We start from the raw sequence: 22,282 nt of genomic DNA, 5'->3' as shown, positions 1-22,282 counted from the left end.
AGCCCTTCCGGAGTCAAAAAATGGCCCTTATCGACATGCTCGCCGCGCTGGAGGCAGCACCCTTCGCCGTGGCGATCGCTGAATCCCCCTGGCTGTTCCCCGCCATCGAAGTCATCCACGTCATCGCCATCGTGCTGGTGGTCGGCTCCATCGCGATGCTCGACCTGCGCCTGCTGGGCGTGTCGCGACGCGATCAGGGGGTGATCGAACTCGCCAATGAAACGCTGCCCTGGACATGGGGCGCCTTTGGACTCGCTTTGTGCAGCGGCCTGCTGATGTTCGCGTCGGCGGCGACGCGCTATTTCGACAATATCCCCTTCCGCGTGAAGATGCTGCTGCTGCTGCTGGCGGGCATCAACATGGCGATTTTCCACCTGTCCGCCTATCGCAGCGTCCATCACTGGAACAACCAGCTGCCCACGCCCGGCGCCGCGCGGATCGCGGGCACCATGTCGCTGACCTTCTGGGTCGGCGTGGTCTTTTTCGGCCGCTGGATCGGCTTCGTCTGATGCTGGAGTGGGACCGGCGCACCCTTCTGGCCGGAGCCGGAGCGGCGGCGCTGGTCCCCGCCATGGCACAGGCAAAAGGCCGGCTCCACCGCATTTTCACCGGCAGCTACAGCTGGGGACCGAACGAGCCCAAAAGCGGCAATTTCGGCCCGCCCGACATGGTGAGCGAGGGGATATACAGCTTTCCCTTCGACAGCCGCTCGGGCCGCGCAGGACCCGTCGAACTTGCCGCCCACACCCCCAATCCCGCCAATCTGATCCTGCACCCCAACCGGCGCATCCTCTATGCCGGGTCGAGCCGCTTGCCGATCGAACAGGGGCAGCACCGGCTGACCGCCTTCGCGATCGAGCAAGGCCGTCTCATCGAAATCAACCATCTGCCCTCGGGCGGCGGCATCCCGACCCAGGGCGCGGTCAGCCGGTCCGGCCGCTTCATGGTCACCACCAATTTCGATTCCGACAATATCGTCAGCTTCTCCCTGCGCCCCGATGGCGGCCTGCAATCGCTGGTCAGCGTGATCGGCAAACCCATAGGCGCGATCCCCGCGAAGGACAGTCCGCCCACCGCGCCCGGCGCCATCGCCGGCGGCGCGCGACAGACCGGCGCCACCGATCGCCTGCGTCCGCACATGGCGCTTCTCTCCCCCGACGAGCGTTTCGCCATCGCCACGCAGATGAGCACGGACAGCTGCGTCATCCTGCGCTTCGACGCCCAGACCGGCACGCTCATCCCGCATGGCGAAGCGCATGACCGCCATGGCTCCGGCCCCCGCCATATCGCCTTCGCGCCCGACGGGCGTTTTCTCTACAGCGCCAACGAGGAGGGATCGACCATCACCGCCTGGCGCTGGGATGCACGGGCAGGCGCGTTGGAGGCGATGCAGCAACTCCCCACCCTGCCCGCAGGCACGAACGGCGCCAACAAGCCCGCCCATGTCGCCATCCACCCCTCCGGCCGCTTCGCCTATGTCAATAATCGCGGCCATGGCAGCATCGCCATCTACGGCATCGACCAGACGGACGGCCGCCTCGCTCCGCAGGGCTGGACGATGCTGCGCTCCCCGGTTTCCTGGCATTTCCTGATCGACCCCAGCGGCGGCTGGCTGATCGTCGCCAATCAGTCGGACAGCAGCACCCAGATTTTCGCGATCGACCCGCGCAGCGGCGCACTGAGCGACAGCGGCCAGTTGCTCGCCACCCCCTGCCCGACCTGCCTCACATTGGTCTGACGTTCACCAGTTGAGCGGCTGGGGCCGGTCATCATCCGGGAAATATTGCGGCACCCGGTCGCGCCAGATCTGGTCGACATTCATCGGCGTGGCCGACAGCATCTTGCCGCTTAGGTTCTGATTACCGAAACTGTCGACCTGGAACAGCGCCTCGAACCCTCTGGCGCCTTTCACCTTGTCCAGCATGGCGCGCGTCGGCGCATCATGCCCGGCATAGTCGGCCACCTGCATCAGTGCCGCGTCGCGGGTGCCCGCGATCACCACCACCCGATTGCCATTCGGCCCCGGAAAGGCCGCGACATAGCCATAATCCTGCCGGGGGCCGTTGCCGCTTCCGGCATCGGCCGATGTCGCGACATGGACCTTGCCGTCGCGAGCATCGACCAACTCGTCATAGCTGTCCCCGACCCGGAAACGCGACCCGTTGAACAGCGGATCGCGAAGACCGCGCAATCCGCTGAAATAGCCGAGATAGACGATATTGCTGATCCGCAGCATGTCCGGCGTCAGGTCGGACACCGGCACGACGCGCACCGGCCTTTCCTTCCGCCCGTCGGTCCGCAGCACGGGCAATATGTCACGCAGCGCGCTCGCCACGCCGATCGGATAATAACGCAGGCCAAGGTCGCGATAGCGATCCTTCAACGCCGGCTCCTGCATGATCCGATCATCGAGATCGTAGCGCGAATTGACCGAAAATTCGCGCACCAGCCGGTTCGGCACGCCGTCATGAGCATTTTCACCGAACAGATAATAATCGCCCAGCACCACGACGACCGGCTTGTCCGGCTCCAGCACCGGCGCCCATAAGGCACTCTCGCGCAGGGCCGCCAGATCGCGATCGGCCGCATCGGGCCGCCACCAACTCAACCAGGCCAGGACGCCCAGCACCGCGCAGACCAGCACGGTAATGCCGCTGGAAAGCGCAATGACCGGCCAGCCCGAACCGGCCGCCAGCGCGGAAGCCGCCGTCCTGGAAGGGGGCAGCGCTTCCTCCGCCTGCTGCTGAGGCTCTGCAATCAAACGATATTCGCCCTTGGACAAGGTCAGGCGATAGGGTTGGGCCGCGCCTTCGGCCTGATAGAAATCGGCCAGCCGCTTGCGCAGGCGGTGCGCATAGACGCGAACCGACGAATCCTGCATCGCGTCGAATTCATCGCCCCGCCCGAAGGCGGCGGAGGCGACCTCGATCTCCTTGGGCGCGCGCCCCTCCAGCGATGTGCCGACAAGATAATCGAACAGGCCGATCAGCGCCGCCGATTTGCCCAGATGCTGGCCATCGCGCAGCAATCTGGCCTGTTGGCGCAGCGCGTCCCCGTGGTCGATCAAATCTCCCATCTCCATTCTATTTCCGAATAATCACCGCCCGCCAAATATGCCATGTCGAAATTCGCATAGCGGCTCTGGCGTTGACCGCCACCGGGCGAACCCCGACAGTCCTTTCCAAATGAAAGGGAAAGGATGCCAATGGCGAAGGACGACTCTTCGATCAACCGCCGACAGGCCATGACGCTGGCGGGCCTGTCACTCGCCATTCCGGCATGGAGCAGCGCAGCACCCGCAGCGCCTCGCCTCCGCGAAGCTGCGCCGGAACTGGCCGTGCCTCAACCCCTGCCGCCGCCGATCGAGATGCGGGAGGGACTTGTCGATGTGCCCGGCGCGCGACTTTTCCATCGCGACAGCGGCGGCAAGGGACCTGCCATCCTGCTCGCCCATCCGGGCACGGGCAGCGCGCTGATCTGGGCCTATCAGGAAGCGGCGCTGGTCGCGGCAGGCTATCGTGTCGTGGCCTGGTCGCGGCGCGGTCATTATGGCACCGTGGTGGAACAGGCCGGGCCGAACAGCGGCGCCAGCGACGATATCGACCGGCTGGCCGACACGCTCAAAATCGACCGCTTCCACGCACTGGGATCGGCGGCGGGCGGCGGCGTGATGCTGGATTATGCGGTGGCCCGGCCGCATCGGGTGCGGACGCTGGCCATCGCCTGCTCCATCGGCAATATCGCGGACCCCGCCTACAGCGCCCGTAGCGTCGCGCTGCGCCCCGCGCCCTTCGACAAGCTTCCCGCCGAGCTGCGCGAACTTGGCCCCTGCTATCGCGCCGCCAATCCCGAAGGCGTGGCTCAATGGCTGGCGCTGGAGCATAAGGCGCGCGCCGCGCCCATGGGTCCGCCCCCCGCCGCTGGCCAGCGCAATGGCCCCCGCACCCAATGGAGCGACGTCGCCGCCCTGCCCATGCCGATCCTCTGGATGACAGGCGACGCGGACCTCTTCACCCCACCGCCGCTCCTCGCGGAGTTCCATGCCCGCACGAGGGGCAGCGAAATGGCAATCATCCATGGCGCAGGCCATTCGGCCTATTGGGAACAGCCCCGCGCCTTCAACGCGACGCTGATCGATTTTCTCAAGCGACGCGGCGGCTGACGCGAAAAAGGCCCCGCCCTTATGATCGGGCGGGGCCTTCCCCCGGTTCAGATCTTGCCGAGCAGGCCTTCGCGCTCCAGACAGATATCCTCCTTGATCCGCGTGCCCTCCGGCTGCCGGACAAACAGGATTTTCGCGTCCCAGGGCCTGGTATACACCTCCGGATCATCGACATGGATGGTGACTTCCATCTGCCTGTCGCCCACCGCCTTGAAGCGCTGGGTCAGATGCGCGTTTTCGCCATGCGGCAGCCCGGATTTGTCGAGCGCTGCGCTGTCGTGCAGCGCCTGCACATCCACCACCAGCGTCTCGCCATCCCAACTGCCTGCATTCTGCCCGAAATAGGTCGGCCCGATCACCTCGCGCGGGGCGCCCATCTCCACCATCCGCACCAGCCGGTTCCATTGATAGAGGAACAGGATGCGCGGCTTGGTCGTGACGATCTCGAACGGCACCGCCGGGTCGATCATCAGCCGCGGTTCGCCCGGCGGCTTGCAGCGCTTCGCCGGATCGACCTTCGCATCGCCCGCCAGATATTTGGCGCGGACAGCCTGATAGGCCCTGGCGGCGGCAGGCTTCAGCGGTGGCGCCTTGCCATCCACCGGGCGCAACAGGCCATCGCCCTGCGCCAGCCATACCCCTTCCAGAGAGGGCGCTGCATTCTGGGCCGAAGCCATGCCGGCACCCGCCAGCAGGGCGACGATCAGCGCTTTTTTCGCGGCGCCACGCAAATTTTCACTGATAGTTGACACCGAAGGCCTCACCCAGATCTTCACAAATATCCTCGACATAATGCAGGTCCGGCCGCCAGCGCAGCGTCACCTGTTCGGCCGGCGTCAATGCGCCGGATGCGTCGACCCTGAACCGGTCGATCGCAATATTGCCATCGGGCAGCTTGGCGAATTTCTCGACATAATGGTCGGTGGCTGCCTGTCCTTCGACCTTCACGCCCTCCGTGTCGACGACCAGCGTGTTGCCCTCCCACTTCGCAATGGAATCACCGCTGTAGGTCGGCGTGAAATTCGCCTGATGCCTGTCGGTAAAGCGCGCCCAGCGCAGCGCATGATTTTCCTCCATCAGGAAGATCACAGACCGGTCATTCATCACGATCGTGGTCGAATAGCTGGTCAGGCCGGGGAAGGCGAACTGGCAGGCGCGCGAACCGATATTGGGCTGGCGCCCACCACCGGCAGGCGCGCCACCCGCAGCGGCAGGGCGCGGCATGGGCGGCGGACCGCCGGCACCGCCGGGCGCTCCACCGGGACCACCACCCGGCCCGCCGGCACGCGGCTTGCGCAGGAAATTATACATGCCGTTGAAATCGCGCGGATCGGCGCTGGGCGGCACGCCCTGTACATTCTGCCGGGTGAGCTCGCTCTCATCCGGCTTGATCCGGCCGCCGCTCAACGCCTCGCGAAATTGCGGCGGCGCTTCCTGAAAATCCTCGTCCGTCGCCTGTCCGACCTGACCGATCCCCGGCGATGCCGCCAGAAATCCGCCCGCCGCCAGGCCCGTCAACAGGCCGGCGCGCCAGACGGCGCGGGCTGCTCGCAACCCCATCATCCTTCTCCCTAATCTATATGCTCAGACGATGCCGAACTTCAGGACCGATCCGTCCGCCTTCTTGACGGTCAGGAACTCGCCCCCATTGCTGCCGTCCCGGTTGGGCGCGACCAGCAGGCGGATCTTCTCGCCGGGCCTGATCGAATCCTTCTTCCACCCGTTACGGGCAAGGATCGACACCGACGGCCCCTCCAGACGCCAGTTCTGGGTGCCGCCCTTGCCGTCCGGCACGGTCAGGTCGATCCAGGTGTGCGGGTTGGCCCACTGGAATTTCTTCATGGTGCCAGCCACGACAATGGGCTTCGACCGGTCGAACGCCGCCGCCGAATGATGCGCGATGCCGACGGCGGGAACCGCCGCTGCAACCAGCATCAGGGCAACGCGAAACGGGAACTTCATCTTCCACCTCTCCTTTGCGCCGGGCTTCGGGGCGCCTGCGCTCATCTTTCATCCGTTTCCCCGGCCCAGGCTATCGGCGCGGGGGTATTTCAGCTATTTGCCATGCCCATGTCCAATCCCCTGAAAAGGGCAGGAAACGTGCCCGGCGGCAAGACGATTTCCTCAATAAGAGGTAGCGGGATCGAAGTGGCAATAGGGAACCGGAATGAACGGGCCCTGCGGCGTCGACTTGCCGTCATAATGCCAGACACTGGCGGGCATCACATAGCCCGGACGCGCAGCGGGCGGCGCGCCGTTCGGCCCTGCGGCGCGCGGCACGTCGCGGCCGGTCTGACCCGCGACCATCGGCTGGGGCGGACGCGCGGCCCTTTCCTTCGCCGTCTGGGTGATGCTCTTGTCATATTTGGTGGAGTAAAAGGGATAGACCTGAAGATGCCAGATCTTCCACACCCCATCCTCCTTCACGAAGTCCACGCCATATTTGACCGCCAGCCAGCCGCCGACATCGTCCGGCCCGTTGACGCTGGCGCCGAAACTGTCCCAGACGCCCTTCGCCGTCTCGCCGTCGCCCGCGACCTCGATCACCGGGGACAGCATGGAATGCATGTGGAGGATGCCGGGCGCCTGCACTTCATCCGGATCGGCGAAGCGCGCCTTCATCGCCGCGATGCCGACCGGACCGCCGGGCGTTTTCCAGCTCACGCCCTCGGTCCTGAGGGCGAACAGGTCGGCCAGTGTGCCCTCCCCCTTCATCGTGCCCTGATGATTGTAACGGCCCATCAGATTCTGGATGTCGTTGAGCGCCACGATCCGGTCCGCCGCAGGCAGAGGGCAGGAAGCGGGCGACGCCTGCGCCGGTGCGCAGGCCAATCCCGCCACCGTTACCACCATCCCGGCGGTGGCCATCCCTATCCTGCCGATAAATCCCGTCCGCATCATTCGCTCTCCTTCGCACGGCTTTTGACCCGTGCCCTTGCCCCTAAACCGCAATGCCCGCCCACGCAAAAGCGCAAGGCATCGCGCGACCGGTCCTGAAATTCCAATATTTCCACGCGATTTCAGATTGTTGTATGAAAATAGAGGGCCTTTCCTCCATGTCTTGCCCAAAAACGCATAGCTGAAAGACGTCGCCATGGCCGCAACAGCCATCCCCATCCTGTCTAGGGAGAGAAGGAATGAAGATGGAGATGAAAATGCGTCTTTCCCTTGCCCTGATCCTGACGAGCGCCGCCCTGATCGCGGGCAGGCCTTCCACCGCGCAGGCGCCCGGGTCCGGCCCTGCGCTACCGCCCGAATATCGCGCCTATCTGCCGGCGCCGGGCGTGGACCGCGCCACAGTGGCCCCGCCGGTGGCAAAGGACGGTGTGCAGGACAAGGCAGACCGCGCGACCTTCCGCGACCGAAGCCAGTCGGAAGGATCGCCCCGCTGGACCATGGCGGTCAATGATTCCGGCAGGGGCATATTGAAGGCATTCAGCTGCGCCGCCGGGATCGGCCTGACCAACGATAACGCGCCTGCGCTGGTGGCCCTGCTGTCCCGCTACCGCACCGACCTGATCAATGTGACGCGGGAGCGTGCCGACGCCGCCAGCCTCCGCCCGTTCCAGCGTGACAAGGGACCGGTCTGCCTTGCCGACAAGGCGCTCAGGACCGCGACCGGCACCCCGCTGATCCAGTCCGCCTGGGGCTGGACCGTGGCGCTGATCCTTTCCGAAGCGCTGCCCGACCGCACCGACGCGCTGCTGGCCCGAGGCCGCGCCTATGGCGAGAGCGCCGCGCTGTGCGGCTTTGCCTCCGCCAGCGAAGTGACCGGCGGCCGCGACCTTGCCGCCGCGATGCTGGCACGCAGCCGGTCGGACAGCGCCTTCGCCGCCGATCTTCAGAAGGCGAGGGCCGAGATCGGCGCCCTTTCCCGAACCGCCCCCGCTCCCCCGCCCGCCGACTGCGACGCGGAGCGGACGGCGCTCGCCACCCGTCCCTATTGACCATCAAAATCCGCCGAACTCCGTCATGTTACAGCGGGTTACAGCGCAACCCGTACATCCTGCTACCGTTCATTACTTGGCCCCGTCTTTCCGCTTCTTCATGCCGCCGTCCACAGCAAGGACAGAAGAAGGGGAATGACGGTGCGACACAAAGGCATAAGGCGCCGGATCGGGGATCATCTGATTTACGGGCTGGCCATCGGCCTCGCCCCGATGCTGGCCCATGCGGCCGAAGATACCGCCACAACCGAGAGCGCGGCTGTCGACGATATGGAGGCATCGCACATCATCGTCTTCGGCCGGGGCGAAGCGAAGATCGGCGTCTCCCACGCCGCCAGCGAGGGCAGCGTGTCCGGCGCCGACCTGCTGGTCCGCCCACTGCTGCGCGTCGCTGAACTGCTGGAGGCGGTGCCCGGCATGGTCGCCGCCCAGCATTCGGGATCGGGCAAGGCCAATCAATATTTCCTGCGCGGCTTCAATCTCGACCATGGGTCGGACTTCACCACCTATATCGATGACGTGCAGATGAATTTCCGCTCGCACGGTCATGGCCAAGGCTATCTCGACCTCAACGGCCTGATCCCGGAGATCATCCAGAGCGAGAATTTCCGCAAGGGACCCTATCGCGCCGATGGCGGCGACTTCGCGCTGGCGGGCGCGGCCTATATGACCAGCATCGCCCGCTTCGACCGGCCCTGGCTGTCGGCGGAGATCGGTTCCTATGGCGCGCGGCGACTGGCGGCGGGCGGCACGATCGGCGACGCCAACAGCGGCGAGCTGACGCTGGCGGCGCAGTTCAAAATCTATGATGGACCATGGGAGGAACCGGAGCATCTGCGCCATTATGCCGGTTTCGCCCGCTATTCACGCGCCACGTCCCTGGGCGATCTCGACATCACGCTGCACGGCTATCGCGGCACCTGGCGGCCGACCGAGCAGATTCCCGAACGCATCATCGGCTCGTCCGTCTGCGCCGACGTCTTCTGCTCGCCCGATCCCAGCGCGACCGGGCAAACCACCCGCATCGTCGGCAATGTCCGGCTGACCGGGCCGGACTGGCACATCAATGCCACTATGCAGCATTATGACTGGTCGATGTACTCCAACCCCACCTATGCCGACGCCACCGGCGCCAGCGCCCAGATCCGCCAGTTCGACCGGCGGCAGGTCTATGGGCTGAAGGGCGAGAAGCAATGGACGCTCTCGCCGCTGCTCGATTTCGCCATCGGCACCGAAAACCGGATCGACGATGTGGGCAAGGGCGGCGTCGACCAGACCGACCGGCGCGTGCTGGTGAGCGAACTCGGCACCTATTCCCTGACCGAAGCGTCGGCGGCGCTCTATGCCGAGGCAACCGTCCGCCCCCTGCCGAGCCTGCGCATGATCGGCGGGCTGCGCGGCGATGTCTATCATGTCGACGTCCGCGCCCGCAACGCCGCCGCCACCGCTTTGGGGCAGGGCAACGCGACCGACACCATCCTCTCGCCCAAAATCTCGGCGGCCTATTCCCCCCTGCCCGCCCTCGAATTCTACGCGAATTGGGGCCGGGGCTTTCATTCCAACGATGCGCGCGGCGCGGTCAATACGGCCACGCCGGTCCCGCTGCTGGTGCGCGGCACCGGCAAGGAACTGGGCGCGCGCTTCCAGCATGGCAGCTTCAGCCTGACCGCGACATATTTCTGGCTGAACGTCGGCAGCGAACTGCGCTTCGTGGGCGATTCCAACGCGGTCGAGCCTTCAGGCGCCAGCCGCCGGCGCGGCTATGAGCTGGTCGGTTTCTGGCGGCCCTTCCCCTGGCTGGCGATCGACGGCAATTACACCGCCACCCGCGCCCGCTACGACAATGGCGACCGCATCCCCAACGCCTTTGAAAATGCCGCCGCGCTCGGCGCTTCGGTGGTCGCGGGACCATGGGAGGCCAGCCTGCGCATGCGCCATCTCGGCCCCTCGCCACTGGTCGAGGACAATAGCGTGCGCGACAAGGGCAGCACCGTGGTCAACAGCCGCGCCGCCTGGAAGAGCAAGAATGTCGAAATCTTCGGAGAACTGCTCAACATCTTCAACAGCCGGGACAAGGACATCGCCTATTATTACGAATCCTACATCCCCACCTTCGACAGCGCTCCGGTAGAGGGCCGCCTGAGCCGCGTGGTGGAACCCCGCACCGTCCGCGTCGGCGTCAAATATCTGTTCTGACGAAAAGACGCGCCCTTGCCGATGGGGCAAGGGCGTGCAGGCAGGAAGTCCGATCAGAAACGCGCCGTCACCGTCACGCCATAAGTGCGCGGATCGGCGGCCTCGAACCCGATATTGGTCTGGTTGAGCGCCCCGAACACCGGTACCGTGTTGGTATAGGCGGTCGGCACGGTGATGCTCTGGAGCGTGCCGACATTGCCGATGTTGCGGACATAGGCGGTGATCCCCCAATTCCCCTTGGCCGGGTTGAAGGCCAGCGATGCATTCACCTTCATGAAGGACGGCTGCTCATAATATCCGGCGGCCAGAGCGGCGGCGTTGGAGGGGATGGCAAGGTTGCTCTCCGTCTCGAAATGCCCGTCGACCGATGCCACCAACGTCCCCGCCTTGCCCACGTCGAACACATGCGAATAACCCGGAATGATGGTCCAGCTGGGCGAGCGTGGCAGCGCGAAGCCCTTGAGCGAGTCCCCGAAGGTCACCGTCGCCGCCGTGCCGCCCGCCAGATTCACCTTGCGGAAACGCGCGTGCAGATAGGAGATGTTCATCGTGAAGCGGTCATGATCCGACAGGATCAGCGTGCTTTCCACTTCGCCGCCGAAACTGCGCGCCCGGGCCGCATTGGCGGTGATGGTGGTGGTGAAGTCCGGATCAACCTTCCGCGTCGTATAACCCAGGGTCGCATTGGGATTGAACACCTGCGCGGCATAGCTGAACTGATAGTCGCGATAATCGTAGACGAAGGCGCTGACATTCAGTCGCCATTTCCGGTCGAGCAGATCATTCTTCATGCCGATCTCGAAGGAGGTCAGGCTTTCCGGATCGAAGGTGTTGCGGAAACCGGGATTGAGCAACCCGCTGCTCGCCGGTGGCAGATTGATGAAGCCGCCACTCTTGAAGCCCGACGACACCAGACCATAGACGTTGGACGTCGGGCTGACATCATATTGCAGCGACAATTTATAATCGGCCCGCTCGAACACCGCGCGCCCCTCCGGAACCGAAAAATAGACGCGATTACCGCCCGTATTGGTCGCCGACCATTCGCCATTATTGGTCGTCGTGCCCGCAACGCCATTGTCCAGCAGATAGAAAAGCGTCGTGTTGATCCGCGTCCCGTTCAGCGCCCCGCTGCCCGACGTCGCGCAGGTGCTGGTCTGGATGCTGTTCGCAACGCAGATATTGCCGACCTGCTCATTACGCAGCTTGCGCTCCCGCGTGTAGCGCCCGCCCGCGATCACGCGCAGCCGTTCGGTCAGCGGCACGGTGACCTGCGCGAAGCCGGCATAGTCGCGCACCTCGCGATGCGGGCTGACCTCGCTGTAGAAGGCAGGCGGCGCAATGCCCGGATCGACCACGGCGGTCGCGGGCACCGCCGTCGCGCTCAGCGTCGTGGTGCGGGCCGCCGTGGTATAGCCGGTTCCTGTCTGCATGTTGACGCTGGTATCCTCCTTATTGTCGAGGAAATAGCCGCCGACCAGCCATTTGACCGGCGATGATGCAGGCGAAGACAGGCGGACCTCCAGCGTTTTCTGGTCCTGCCGCGACACCTCCTTGCCATTGGTGGAGGCCAATGCGCTCGCGATCCCGTTCGCATTGGCATGCCCCGAGGCCAGCGCCTGCGACAGCCGCGTCTGGTAGGTCAGCAGGCTGAAGGTGTTGGATTCCAGATTATAGCGCGACCGATTATAGGTCGGCTGAATATACAGCTCGGCAAAGCCCAGATTGGCCGTGATATCGGCATAATAATTGCCATTGTTGAAATGGCGGAACCCGGTCGAAGGATTGGCCGAAGTCCAATAGCCGTTGGGGAAGTGCACCGCGCCGGTCAGGTCGATCAAACCGCTGGCCGATTGCTGCTGGCCAAGGCCCGTCTGCCTGGCATAGTCGGCGGTCAGGATGACCTTGAAATCGCTGCTCGGTTCCCACAGCGCCCGGACGCGCCCGCCCAGCACATGGCTGTCGCTGCCGCCGTTCGACAGATAGCCATCGCGCCGCTCGCCCGATACCGCCGCGCGCAGGGCCAGCGTCTGGCCGATCGGGATATTGACCATCGCCTGCCCCGCGAACAGGTCGTAATTCCCTGCCTCCAGCGTGCCCGACGCCTCGAATTTATGCGACGGATCATTGGCGATCACCGTGACCGATCCACCCTCCGCATTACGCCCGTTCAGCGTCGAGTCCGGCCCGCGCACCACTTCGACGCGGGCAATGTCGTAAAAGAGCGCGCGGGTCGACTGGGCCCGCTGCTGGAACACGCCGTTCAGGCTGACCGTGACCGGCGAATCCTGCCCGAAGACCGGGGCAAAGCCGACGCCGCGAATGGACACGAAAAAGCCCTGGCCCGAAGCGCCCGTGCCCATCAACTGAACCCCCGCCGTATCGCGCAGGATTTCGTTCAGCGTGCCCTTTCCTTCCTTTGCGGCGCGGTCGCCGTCGATCGCGGCAATCGACCCGATCGTCTTCTGAAGCGAGGAGCGCATCTTCTGCGCCGTCACGACGATATCATGGAGGGAGACGCGCCGGTCGTCATCCTGACTGGCTGCATTGCCGCCATCCGCCGGCGTATCGGGGGACTGGGCCCAGGCCCCGCCCGACATCATCAACGCCAGCGCCAATGCACCGGACGCAATACCGGCATGAACTTTCCGCATCAACTTCTCCCTCTCCTCTGATGGGGAGAAGACGCGATGATCCCGCGCTTTGTTTCCCCCCCTTACGATCTTCGTCGTTGCCGGGAAGCCTAACGGCAGAAACAATGAGCAATAGTCACGTCATCGTCATAGCAGCTATGAGAATGGAACGGGTAGGTCATGGGCCTGATGATCAATATTGGCCATGTGTGGACATTCAGCGCGACGTGCTCCTGCGCAGGCAGGAGCCCAGTTCAGATGTTGCCAGGACGAAGTGAGGGCGGGACTGGGTTCCTGCCTGCGCAGGAACACGGTGCGCTTCAAGGAAGCGGCCCGTCCGCCATCCACCCAATTCTGCCTTTCCAAGCCAAATCCCCACACGTCCTGGCCGCGGCAGCCCGGAACGCAGCGACAACTGTAACGCGTCGAACTGAAGCTCACCGCCAGAACGGATTCTTCCGCCCCATGCGGAAACGACGGCGGAACAGATTGAGATAGACGAACAGCCCCGTCGCGCTCAGCACCAGCATGCCCAGCCCCGCCAGCGCGCTGACGACCCGCCCCACCGTCCCCGCGAAATAGCCGGCATGGATGTCCTGAAGAACATAATGCCAGCCCTTTTCCTGTGGCGGCATCGGCGGCAGCAGGGCGCCCGTCGTGATATCAATGCGTACCGGCCTGCTCTCGGCCAGATTGACGGTGACGATCTGGCCTTTGCGATCCAGGCTGACGCCGCTGAGCGCCGCGCCGGGATGCGCCGCAGCGACCATCGCCAGCGCCTTCGCCACGGCGGCCCGCGCGGCCTCGGCGGAATAGCCGGGCGCGGGCGGCGGCGCTTTTTCCGATCCGGGGGGCGATTTCCCCTCCAGCCACATGTCCGCCTGAAGCGCCACGCCCGTCCCCGCGATGACGACGAAGAAAAGCACCAGCGGCATCGCGATCCAGCGATGCCATGTACGATTGTCGACCAAAGGCTTTCCTTCCTATCCGCTTGGGTCGCTGATCATTTGGGCCGGACTATAGCCATTCCGACCGGCCGGAAAAGGATATTCACCTATGCGTTAAATATTATGGCCTCATTCGGTCGATGCGATACTCTTTCGCCGGGTGCCGCCAGTCCAAGCAGCCCGAGAACAGGAATGGGAGACGATGAAAGCAAAAAGCCTTCTCATGGCCGCCACGCTGCTGGCCATGCCACTGGCCCCGGCCCCCGCCGCCGCCAAGGCGCTCAGCAATGTCGAAAAGGCTGCTGAAGCGCTTCAGATCAACAATATCATGGGCCGCTATTCCCTCTATGTCATCGCCAACCAGTGGCTTGCGATCGGCGACATGTTCGCGCTGGACGAACCGGACGTCCGCCAGAATGTGCCCACCACCATGGAGGGCCCGGCGGTTCGCGACTATTTCCGCCGCCGCGCCGCCGAACCGCTGAAGGACGGGGTGATGCACCAGCACAGCTTCCTTGCCCCGATCATCGAGGTGGCGGGCGATGGCCAGACGGCCAAGGGCGTGTGGGATTCCCCCGGCATCGACGTGGGCGACGGCGATACGATGGCGAACTGGGCCTGGGTCCGCTATGCGGTGGACTTCAAGAAGACCCCGCAGGGCTGGAAAATCTGGCATATGCGCGTCCTGCCGGTGTGGAAGGCGCCCTATGGCGATGCCTGGTCGCAAATGGTCCGGCAATCCTCGGCTGGCAAAAAAAGCGGCGGCGCAAACAGCGACAACCCCGCCGCCAGGCCCGCCCAACCAGCCCCGCGTCCGGCCGCCATGGCGGGATTGCCTCCGGCGGGCACGGAACAAAAGTGGCGCTATAACGGCCTGGGCGCGCCGCCGGTCCAGCCGTTGAAGCCGCCCGTGCCCTATCAGAGCTTCGACCCTGCGGACGCCTATTAGCTTCCACTTTGGGGTGGGAAGTGGACGTTATAATCGTGATCCCAGCGAAGGCTGGGATCTCAGGCGGTCGGGCACGACCCAGCCTCACGAGGCCCCAGCCTTCGCTGGGATGACGGTTTTGATGTCAGCCAATGGCCCATCCCGCCCCAAAAGATTTCCCTGTCCTACAGCACCCCAACGAGCGTAAAGCCCAAGCCGATCTTTGAACCGTAAAACCGCAATAGGAAATTTCGCCCGAACCCGCGCGTGTCCGCGCCTCTATCGTGTCACCTTTGTCACCCAAAGCATCCAACACCCACAAAAAGACCCGGGGATTTCACGCCCCGGGCCTTCTTCGTGACAGTCTTCGACATTATCAGAAACGAACTCGCGCCCCGACCTTATATTCCTGTCCGATCAGGTCATAGTTCAGCGACCGCGAACCCGTCGTCATCGCAATGATCGCATATTTGGGTGGCTTGCTGTTCAGCAGATTGTTGACCACGCCAAATATCTGGAAATTGTCCGTGATCTTGTAGCTCATCGACAAGTTCGCATAGACCCGACCGTCGAACCAGTTCTGGTTGATGCTGGTCGTGCCCGTCGTCGTGCTGTAACCTGCATCATCCGGTCCCTGCAACGTCGGATCATAGACCACGCCACTGAAACCCCGGAACTGAAGGCCGGCGCTGAACCTGTCGGTGTCATAACCCAGCGTCACATTGCCCGTCCAGCGCGGCGATGCCAGCGCCGTTCCCGCAAGCTGGGTCGCGCCCGTCAACGTCACCTGCGTATAATCGATCGCATAATTGACCAGCGCCCGGATCGAAAACTCGCCCGGCAGCTTGCCGATCGGGAAGTGGTAGGAGATTTCGCCGTCGACGCCCTCCACCTTGATCGCGTTGATATTGTAGGACTGGTTCCGCAAGAGCGAAATGCCGGAGGCCGAACTGCCGTCGAAGGTGATCGCCGAACAGGCAAGACCGTTGCCCGCGGCGCATTCCGCCAGCGTCTGGGTCGAATTCAGCCGCGCGATCGCGCCTTCCAGCTTGATCCGATACCAGTCGACCGCCGCCCGGAACTTGCCCAGGCTGAACACCGCGCCCGCCGTCAACGTTTCGGCGGTTTCGGGCTTCAGGTCCGGATTGCCGGTGCCCTGCACGGTCGTATCGCCGCGCAGACCATAGCCGGTGTTGATCGTGCCATTCGCCCCGACCGTGCCGTTGGGAATGGTGTTGAGCAATCCCGTGCTGGTCGTGCCGCCACCCACGAAATAAAGGTCGTTGAGGTTGGGCGCGCGAATGTCATGCGACCGGGTGATGCGCAGCCGCAGCCAGTCGACCGGTTCCCAGGTCCCGCCAACCTTCCAGGTCGTGACCGGGCCGCTCAGCTCGTAATCGGTGCGACGGACGGCGCCGTTCAGATCGAGCGACCTGGCAAAGCCCACATCCTTCAGCAACGGCACGCCGAGTTCGGCATAGGCCTCCTTCACCGTGTTCTGGCCACCGAAATTGGTGTAGTTGCCAAAGGCATAGAGGTTGGCGACCGGCTGCGCAGCGACCACGCGCAGCTTGTCCTTGCGCCATTCCGCGCCCACGGCCAGCGACACATCGCCCGCCCATAGCGAGAAGGGCGAACCCGACAGGTTGATCGCCGCGACCTGCTGCGTGATATAGCTGTCCTGTTCCTGATCCTGCGTCACATAGTCGATCGCAGCCTGGCTGTTCCGGTTGGTGCCGAAGGGATTGAATGGCACGCAACTCTTGCTGTTGAAGCTCTCATAGACGGAGATCGCCGTCCGCTCGGCAGCGGTCAGACCCGTCAGGCTGCAATTATTGACCGCATATTTGAGCGCGGCGGTCGGCAGACCCGAAGATCCGAAGCTCTGATGCGTGCGGCCATATTGATAATAGGCGTCCCAATGCCAGCCGCCGAAAATATCGCCTTCCGCGCCGACCAGCCCGCGCTTCGTCTCGTTGGACTGCCAGCTTTCATTATTGCCGAAGTCGGTATTGACCCGGCCCAGAGTGAAGCTGGTCGTCCCCGCCGGCAACAACGCCAGCAGCGAAGCGGGCACCATCGGATTGCTGGTCGCAATGGTGAAGGTCGATGTGGTGAAAGACGTCACCGTGCGCGGCATCTTGCTATGACCGTAATTGGCCTCGGCAAAAACCCTGATGGCGTCGGTTGCTTCGAATTCCACCCGCCCATAGGCGACCTGACGACTGTTCGGATTCTGCAACTGGAACGCGCCATAGGGGCTGTAACCGTAATTGTCGTCGCTGCCGGTCATATAGCTGCTGTAGATCGTGCCCCGATCAAATCGAACCGGATTGCCGCTGGCGTCGAAGCTGTAATAGATCGGGTTTGCGGCGGTGCCATAATTGTTGGTGATCAGGCCCGTCGGCGCGAAGCTGCCATATTCGACACCTTCCTTGAACAGGCTATAGGCATTGCCCGTGCCGCCCGGCGACACGATGCCCGGCTCCGTCCGGCCATAGGGGCGCGTATAGATATTGCCGACGCCCCGGCTGTCGGAAAAGTCGAAGCCGACGATCACATGGCCGCGCCCATCGGCAAAGCCCGTGCCCGCCGCGAAATTGCCCGCGACTTCACCCCCGTCGCCATATTTGGTGATGCTGCTCTGGATACTGGCGGTGATGCCCTCCATCTTGTTGCGCAGGACGAAGTTGGTGACGCCCGCCACCGCATCCGAACCATAAGCGGCAGAGGCGCCACCAGTCACCACGTCGACGCGATCAATCAGGCCGACAGGAATCAGACTTGTATCCAGCGTGCCGCGGAAATTGGTGCCGACATGCCGCTTGCCGTTAACCAGCACCAGCGTCCGCTCCGCACCCAGTCCGCGCATGTCCAACAGGGCCTGCACGCCGAGTTGCTGGTCAGCAACGCGGCCGCTGCCCTTGCTGCTGCGGCTCACGCGGAAGGCGGGCAGTTCGTTGACCACATCCGCGATATTGCTGGGCGCGCGCTGCTGCACGGTTTCGGCGGTCAGCACCTGAACCGGCGTCGGCGCGGTGAAGGTGCTGTTCTGAAGGCGCGTGCCGGTGACGATGATGTCGGACGCATTGGCGGGCGCGTCGGCCGCGCTCTGCTCGGCCGGTTGCGGCACGGCGCTGTCCTGAGCGACGGCCGGCGCGGCCAGCATGATGGCGAGAGCGGAAACGCCCGCAGATAAAGAGGCGGTAAATTGCAAGGACATGGTCCTCCCCTGTGAAACCCTGAAATAGTTTTGAGACGAGGTGAGGGACGCCCTGCCGAACGGCGCTGAAAAAGCGCCTGTTCCCATAGATCCTTCTCATTCGCGCTTCTCTTCATCCGATGCCGAACGCGGAACGCTGTTGAGGTGCCTTCTAGGCGAAAAGGCGGAGTACGGAAATATAAATTATCTTCTTTGTTAATTTGAACTGGACCATAGCAGCTATGCAATTGACGGATGTGCCAAGGAAATCGGCAGTTTCCATATATTGAAACGCCCTATTCAAAAATTATTACCATCTATAATTATTGACCGGACCGCCCCACCCGACGCATGGTCCACCTATCCGGACATAGCAGGGTGCTACCCGGCAGGCAGAAACCATGGGAGGCAAGATGCGACAATTGAATAGGCCATTATGGCTCGCCGTGACAGCGCTGATGCTGGGCACGGCGCCGGCAGGGGCGCAGCCGGGCAATCCCTTTCAAACCCGGATCCAGACGGTGCAAATCAGCAGCAGTCTCTATCAGCTGAGTGCCGGCTCCAACGCCGTACTCGCGGTCGGGGCAAAGGAAGCGATCCTGATCGACTCCCTCTTCTTCAACCCCGACAGGCTGGCTGAGGCGGTCCGCAAGATCACCGACAAGCCAATCCGATATGTCGTCAATACCCATGCCCATCGCGACCATACGGGGGGTAACGCGACCTTTGCCGGGCTGGGCGCGAAGATCATCGCCACCCCTGCGGCGGCGAAACGGATTGCGGAACCTTCCACCAATATGAAGGGCGAGACATCGCCGCCGATCGACAGGGCGGGCTGGCCCACCATCACCTATGCAAAGCCCACCACGATCAGCATAGCGGGTGAAAGCCTGCGCTTCATTCCGGTGCAGCCCTCGCACATGGACGGCGACGCGATGGTCTTCTTCCCGCGCCAGAATGTGCTGGTGCTGGGCGACCTGCATCACAGCCATGAATATCCGGTCTATGACGCGCAGACCGGCTGCAAATGCGGCACCTATGATGGCAACCTCAAAGTCTATCATCAGGCGCTGGCGATGATCGATGATCGGACGAAAGTGGTGGCGGGCCATGGCGGCCTCACTGACAAGGCGGAACTGACCGCCTATGTCGCCATGCTGGAGGATGTACGGATCAAGGTGAGGGCGCTGATCGCGCAAGGCAAGAGCAAGCAGGAGGTGATCGACGCCAAATTACTGGCCAATGACAGGTCGGTCCATCCGGGCGGCCCGGACAATGCGGACGCGTTCATCGGCACGCTTTACGTGGCACTGAAGACGGGGCTCGGTAGCTGAAACCGGGTGGGGAGGCCACGCCTCCCCTTCCCCCCTCAAACGAAACTGCGGCTGACGAACCAATAGGTGCCAATCGCTACCAGCAGCGAGGCGATCACGTCCACGACCAGCGGCCGGGACAGCGCCAGCCGCATTCGTACCAGCGCGGCGGCGATCACGCTTACCAGCAGCACGATGCTGATCTGCCCCACTTCCACGCCCAGATTGAAGCCGACCAATATCTGCGCCAGCTTTTCCGGCGGCAGGCGGCTTTCCAGAAGGTCGGCGGCAAAGCCAAAACCATGGATCAGCCCGAACACCAGCGTCACCACCATGCGCAGCCGTCCCGCGTCGCGCAAATGGCCGGACACCATCAGATAGTTGGTCGAAAAGATCGCGGCCCCGATCAGCAACAGAGGCGGCAACAGTCCGATCCCCACCAGCCGCAACACCGCCATCAACGCCAGTGTCCCGCCCGTCCATAGCGCCACCATGCCTGGCCGCCGCGCCGCAATCGCGATATTTTCCGTCCCGACCAGCGCTATGGTCAGTGCCACCAGCGCGTCGATATACTCGGCATGGGGACGGATGATGCCCGTCACCGCCAGCCCCAATGTCAGGCTGTGCCCGATGGTGAAGCCTGTCACCACGAAGATCAGATCGCGCAGCCGCCGCGAAATCAGCACCAGCCCCAGCAGGAACGCCATATGATCGAGGCCGGTGAAGATGTGCATCACCCCCATCTCGACAAAGCGCAGAAAACCGGCATTGGTCAGGCTGTTTCCGCCAGCGCCGTCGAGATCGATGGCAGGCGCGCCGGCGTCGATCAACTGTTCGACAAATTCACCATCCGGCCGCTGGATCTGGGCGAAATGGATATGCGTCGGAACCAGCTCGAAAAAGGCGGTGGAAAAAATCTTCATGTCCTGCGTCGAGGGGCAGGCATATTGAAATTCCGCCCGGCGGAAGCCAGCGGCGGCGGCGATCATGCGCGCCGGCGCAGTCTTTGGACAGGCCTTGCCGTCCGCCATCGCGCCGACATGCGCGTTCAGATAAGTCAGCAGCCGGCGGTCATCGGGAATCCGCCCGCCATCGGTACGCCGCGCTTCCGTGTCGGCCACGCTGAAGCTCATATGTACCAGCCGCCCATCCAGCGTCCAGGCGCTGTGCGATTCGCTGCGGGTATGGGCTGCAACAGGCGTCGCCAGCAGCAGGGCCGACAGCAGCACGGACAGGAGCGCCGACAGAAGGAACAGCGGCGCGCGGGGCAGCATCATTCATAGCCCTTTTGAAGCGATATGTCGGCGCGCTTCCGCAGGAAGCGTTCGTTGCCCGCCGTCAGCGTCTTGGCCTGATCGGTGACGAAGTCCTGGAGCACCCGATCGCGCACCACCGCAAACGGGCGGGGCGGCGGCGCGATATGATGCCGCATCACCAGAATATGGATGCCATCGGGCAGCGGCACGGGTTCGGACACCTCGCCATCCTTCATCCTGCTCGCGACCGCGAACAGCCGCTCGCCAAGGTGCAACCGGGCGGCGAAGATGAACTCCTCCCCGTCGGTCATGATCGCGCTGCGCCGCAGGCCATGGCGCGCTAACACGGCGGGCGCGGTGCCCGATAGCCGCAGGTCAGCCGCCGCCGCGGCCGCCCGTCCAGCGGCCGAAACGGGCTGGACATAATCGTCCAGCGCCATCTGCCCCTCATCGGCATAGCGGGCGCGGTTCTTCTCATAATAGGCATGCAGCGCGCTTTCATCGGGCACCGCCATGGTCGCGTCCGCCGCCGCCTGCGCCTCGACCGCGCCCACCAGCGCCTGCCTGACCTCTATCGTGTCCGCCTGCATGCCCAGTTCCACGCCGCGCTGAACGTAGAGTTCCTCGCGTATCATGTCGTCCAGCACCTGCCGTTTCTGCCGCATCGTCGCCTGACTGAGCGACACATCGTAAAGCGCGCGCAGCTGCGCGGCATAGTCGCTCATCAGGATCGGCACCTGGTTGACCAGCGCGACATCCTCCGCCGGGACGATCGATGTGCGCGTGCCGTCCGCCGTGAACAGGCCGAACCCAGCGATAATCAGCCCGACGATCGCGCCCGCGCCGCACAGCAGCAGCGACCGGCGCGCGCCGGGCCGACCCATCGACCAGATGTCGTCGGCTTTGGAGCACTTGGAAGGATTGCCGTGCATCATCAGAGCGTCTTTCGGGTCGAGGCGTCGCCCAGGCTGGCGACATAGAGAGATACGGCCCGCGCATCGAATGCAGACAGGCTTTTCGCAAAAGCGGGGCTGGAGCCGGCATGGCCATTGGCGATGCTGTCGGCGATCGTCGCCGCCGATCCGTCGCCATACAGCCAGACGCCGTCGACCAGATTGGGCGCGCCGACCGCGCTGTCGCCGCTGCCATCCTGGGCATGGCAATCGAAACAGCCCGCTTTCCCGACATAGAGCGCCTTACCCCGCTCGACCGCGGCCTTGTCCGCCCAGTCGCCCTGAAAGGAACGAAGATAGGCTGCCATATCCTGAATCTCCTGCGGCCGCAGCGGCGGGATCGGTTCCATTGCATAGGGCTTGGCGCGACCATAAGCGGGCATAGAGGCAAGGTGCCAGCCCCTGGCGTCGCCCGACCGGATGCCATGGAGCACGATCTGCTCGATCTCCGCCACCAGGCCCGACCCGTAGAGATGATCCTCGTCGGTCAGGTCCGGCGCGCCTTTTGCCGCCACGCCCTTGCCGGCCAGGCCGTGGCAGGTGACGCAATGGGCCGCGAACACCACTTGCCCCCGTGCCAGAGTGGCCGGCGCCAGCGCTGGCATGTTCAACACAGTTTCCGGATCGGCCTGCATGACCGCGTTGCGCAGGCTCCGGTCCCGCCCGGCATGGAGGACGAGGAGGATCAGCGCGACGGCCGCTAACAGCAGCAGCGTGCCAGGCCAGAACAGCCTGCGCGGCATAA

General features: G+C 64.0%; 18 protein-coding genes. 7 read left to right on the top strand and 11 right to left on the bottom strand.

The features are described 5' to 3' along the window. Positions 1-20: 20 nt before the first annotated feature. Both RUH75_RS07350 and RUH75_RS07345 read left to right on the top strand, forming a co-directional pair. Positions 21-509, top strand: a complete 489-nt coding sequence (locus tag RUH75_RS07350) for a DUF6644 family protein (protein WP_313803753.1) — start codon at positions 21-23, stop codon at positions 507-509. Further along, positions 509-1,738 carry a lactonase family protein gene (locus tag RUH75_RS07345; RefSeq protein ID WP_313803750.1) on the top strand — a complete coding sequence of 410 codons (1,230 nt, stop codon included), beginning with the start codon at positions 509-511 and terminating at the stop codon, positions 1,736-1,738. Before RUH75_RS07350 ends, RUH75_RS07345 begins: the two co-directional genes overlap by 1 nt. A gap of 3 nt (positions 1,739-1,741) precedes the next feature. Here the strand turns inward: RUH75_RS07345 and RUH75_RS07340 are convergent, their stop codons facing one another. Next, complete coding sequence (locus tag RUH75_RS07340; RefSeq protein ID WP_313803747.1) at positions 1,742-3,067, bottom strand: hypothetical protein; 1,326 nt, start codon at positions 3,065-3,067, stop codon at positions 1,742-1,744. A gap of 138 nt (positions 3,068-3,205) precedes the next feature. Here RUH75_RS07340 and RUH75_RS07335 point away from each other — a divergent pair, with 138 nt between their 5' ends. Beyond that, positions 3,206-4,162: an alpha/beta hydrolase gene (locus tag RUH75_RS07335; protein WP_313803745.1), complete on the top strand. Its 957-nt coding sequence runs from the start codon at positions 3,206-3,208 to the stop codon at positions 4,160-4,162. 47 nt (positions 4,163-4,209) lie between these two features. On the opposite strand, the gene RUH75_RS07330 is transcribed toward RUH75_RS07335, so the two are convergent. From RUH75_RS07330 to RUH75_RS07315, 4 genes are all read right to left on the bottom strand, one after another. Beyond that, the gene (locus tag RUH75_RS07330; protein WP_313803742.1) at positions 4,210-4,914 is read right to left on the bottom strand and encodes a hypothetical protein; all 705 of its coding nucleotides are present in this window, start codon (positions 4,912-4,914) and stop codon (positions 4,210-4,212) included. Beyond that, on the bottom strand, positions 4,898-5,722 hold the full coding sequence (locus RUH75_RS07325; protein ID WP_313803739.1) for a hypothetical protein: 825 nt from the start codon (positions 5,720-5,722) through the stop codon (positions 4,898-4,900). The genes RUH75_RS07330 and RUH75_RS07325 overlap by 17 nt, the downstream gene beginning before the upstream one ends. A gap of 24 nt (positions 5,723-5,746) precedes the next feature. After that, on the bottom strand, positions 5,747-6,124 hold the full coding sequence (locus RUH75_RS07320) for a DUF6152 family protein (protein ID WP_313803736.1): 378 nt from the start codon (positions 6,122-6,124) through the stop codon (positions 5,747-5,749). A gap of 162 nt (positions 6,125-6,286) precedes the next feature. After that, a complete protein-coding gene (locus RUH75_RS07315) occupies positions 6,287-7,060 on the bottom strand; it encodes a nuclear transport factor 2 family protein (protein WP_313803733.1) in 774 nt (257 codons plus the stop codon). 257 nt (positions 7,061-7,317) lie between these two features. Between RUH75_RS07315 and RUH75_RS07310 the strand changes: the two genes are divergently transcribed. Both RUH75_RS07310 and RUH75_RS07305 read left to right on the top strand, forming a co-directional pair. Continuing rightward, a complete protein-coding gene (locus RUH75_RS07310; protein WP_313803730.1) occupies positions 7,318-8,109 on the top strand; it encodes a hypothetical protein in 792 nt (263 codons plus the stop codon). A 213-nt stretch (positions 8,110-8,322) separates the two neighbouring features. After that, positions 8,323-10,305 carry a TonB-dependent receptor gene (locus RUH75_RS07305; protein WP_409592334.1) on the top strand — a complete coding sequence of 661 codons (1,983 nt, stop codon included), beginning with the start codon at positions 8,323-8,325 and terminating at the stop codon, positions 10,303-10,305. Between the two features lie 53 nt (positions 10,306-10,358). On the opposite strand, the gene RUH75_RS07300 is transcribed toward RUH75_RS07305, so the two are convergent. Continuing rightward, positions 10,359-12,959 carry a TonB-dependent receptor gene (locus tag RUH75_RS07300; RefSeq protein ID WP_313803724.1) on the bottom strand — a complete coding sequence of 867 codons (2,601 nt, stop codon included), beginning with the start codon at positions 12,957-12,959 and terminating at the stop codon, positions 10,359-10,361. Between the two features lie 416 nt (positions 12,960-13,375). Next, entirely contained in the window at positions 13,376-13,909 is a 534-nt protein-coding gene (locus RUH75_RS07295) for a PepSY-associated TM helix domain-containing protein (protein ID WP_313803721.1), read from the bottom strand. A gap of 178 nt (positions 13,910-14,087) precedes the next feature. On the opposite strand from RUH75_RS07295, the gene RUH75_RS07290 reads away from it, so the two are divergent. Further along, the gene (locus RUH75_RS07290; protein ID WP_313803719.1) at positions 14,088-14,834 is read left to right on the top strand and encodes a nuclear transport factor 2 family protein; all 747 of its coding nucleotides are present in this window, start codon (positions 14,088-14,090) and stop codon (positions 14,832-14,834) included. 355 nt (positions 14,835-15,189) lie between these two features. Here the strand turns inward: RUH75_RS07290 and RUH75_RS07285 are convergent, their stop codons facing one another. After that, on the bottom strand, positions 15,190-18,036 hold the full coding sequence (locus tag RUH75_RS07285; RefSeq protein WP_313803716.1) for a TonB-dependent receptor domain-containing protein: 2,847 nt from the start codon (positions 18,034-18,036) through the stop codon (positions 15,190-15,192). Between the two features lie 392 nt (positions 18,037-18,428). On the opposite strand from RUH75_RS07285, the gene RUH75_RS07280 reads away from it, so the two are divergent. Next, complete coding sequence (locus RUH75_RS07280; RefSeq protein ID WP_313803713.1) at positions 18,429-19,349, top strand: MBL fold metallo-hydrolase; 921 nt, start codon at positions 18,429-18,431, stop codon at positions 19,347-19,349. A gap of 35 nt (positions 19,350-19,384) precedes the next feature. Here the strand turns inward: RUH75_RS07280 and RUH75_RS07275 are convergent, their stop codons facing one another. From RUH75_RS07275 to RUH75_RS07265, 3 genes are read right to left on the bottom strand one after another with little or no spacing between them, the layout of a single operon-like run. Further along, positions 19,385-20,605, bottom strand: a complete 1,221-nt coding sequence (locus RUH75_RS07275; RefSeq protein ID WP_313803711.1) for a HupE/UreJ family protein — start codon at positions 20,603-20,605, stop codon at positions 19,385-19,387. After that, positions 20,602-21,468, bottom strand: coding sequence for a peptidylprolyl isomerase (locus tag RUH75_RS07270; RefSeq protein WP_313803709.1), 867 nt, complete (start codon positions 21,466-21,468; stop codon positions 20,602-20,604). Before RUH75_RS07270 ends, RUH75_RS07275 begins: the two co-directional genes overlap by 4 nt. Before the next feature lie 50 nt (positions 21,469-21,518). Beyond that, a complete protein-coding gene (locus RUH75_RS07265) occupies positions 21,519-22,280 on the bottom strand; it encodes a c-type cytochrome (RefSeq protein WP_313803707.1) in 762 nt (253 codons plus the stop codon). Between the last annotated feature and the right edge of the window lie 2 nt (positions 22,281-22,282).

Source organism: Sphingobium sp., from assembly GCF_032153725.1.
Classification (GTDB): domain Bacteria; phylum Pseudomonadota; class Alphaproteobacteria; order Sphingomonadales; family Sphingomonadaceae; genus Sphingobium.
Note: the sequence above shows the minus strand (reverse complement) of the source record. Positions and strands in the feature narration are given on the sequence as shown.

Excerpts from the sequence above, each read along its gene's own strand:
- RUH75_RS07345 (WP_313803750.1), top strand. The coding sequence starts at position 509 with ATGCTGGAGTGGGACCGGCGCACCCTTCTGGCCGGAGCCGGAGCGGCG.
- RUH75_RS07300 (WP_313803724.1), bottom strand. The coding sequence starts at position 12,959 with ATGCGGAAAGTTCATGCCGGTATTGCGTCCGGTGCATTGGCGCTGGCG.
- RUH75_RS07315 (WP_313803733.1), bottom strand. The coding sequence starts at position 7,060 with ATGCGGACGGGATTTATCGGCAGGATAGGGATGGCCACCGCCGGGATG.
- RUH75_RS07350 (WP_313803753.1), top strand. The coding sequence starts at position 21 with ATGGCCCTTATCGACATGCTCGCCGCGCTGGAGGCAGCACCCTTCGCC.
- RUH75_RS07270 (WP_313803709.1), bottom strand. The coding sequence starts at position 21,468 with ATGGGTCGGCCCGGCGCGCGCCGGTCGCTGCTGCTGTGCGGCGCGGGC.
- RUH75_RS07290 (WP_313803719.1), top strand. The coding sequence starts at position 14,088 with ATGAAAGCAAAAAGCCTTCTCATGGCCGCCACGCTGCTGGCCATGCCA.
- RUH75_RS07265 (WP_313803707.1), bottom strand. The coding sequence starts at position 22,280 with ATGCCGCGCAGGCTGTTCTGGCCTGGCACGCTGCTGCTGTTAGCGGCC.
- RUH75_RS07305 (WP_409592334.1), top strand. The coding sequence starts at position 8,323 with ATGCTGGCCCATGCGGCCGAAGATACCGCCACAACCGAGAGCGCGGCT.
- RUH75_RS07325 (WP_313803739.1), bottom strand. The coding sequence starts at position 5,722 with ATGGGGTTGCGAGCAGCCCGCGCCGTCTGGCGCGCCGGCCTGTTGACG.
- RUH75_RS07310 (WP_313803730.1), top strand. The coding sequence starts at position 7,318 with ATGCGTCTTTCCCTTGCCCTGATCCTGACGAGCGCCGCCCTGATCGCG.
- RUH75_RS07285 (WP_313803716.1), bottom strand. The coding sequence starts at position 18,036 with ATGTCCTTGCAATTTACCGCCTCTTTATCTGCGGGCGTTTCCGCTCTC.
- RUH75_RS07275 (WP_313803711.1), bottom strand. The coding sequence starts at position 20,605 with ATGATGCTGCCCCGCGCGCCGCTGTTCCTTCTGTCGGCGCTCCTGTCC.
- RUH75_RS07320 (WP_313803736.1), bottom strand. The coding sequence starts at position 6,124 with ATGAAGTTCCCGTTTCGCGTTGCCCTGATGCTGGTTGCAGCGGCGGTT.
- RUH75_RS07280 (WP_313803713.1), top strand. The coding sequence starts at position 18,429 with ATGCGACAATTGAATAGGCCATTATGGCTCGCCGTGACAGCGCTGATG.
- RUH75_RS07335 (WP_313803745.1), top strand. The coding sequence starts at position 3,206 with ATGGCGAAGGACGACTCTTCGATCAACCGCCGACAGGCCATGACGCTG.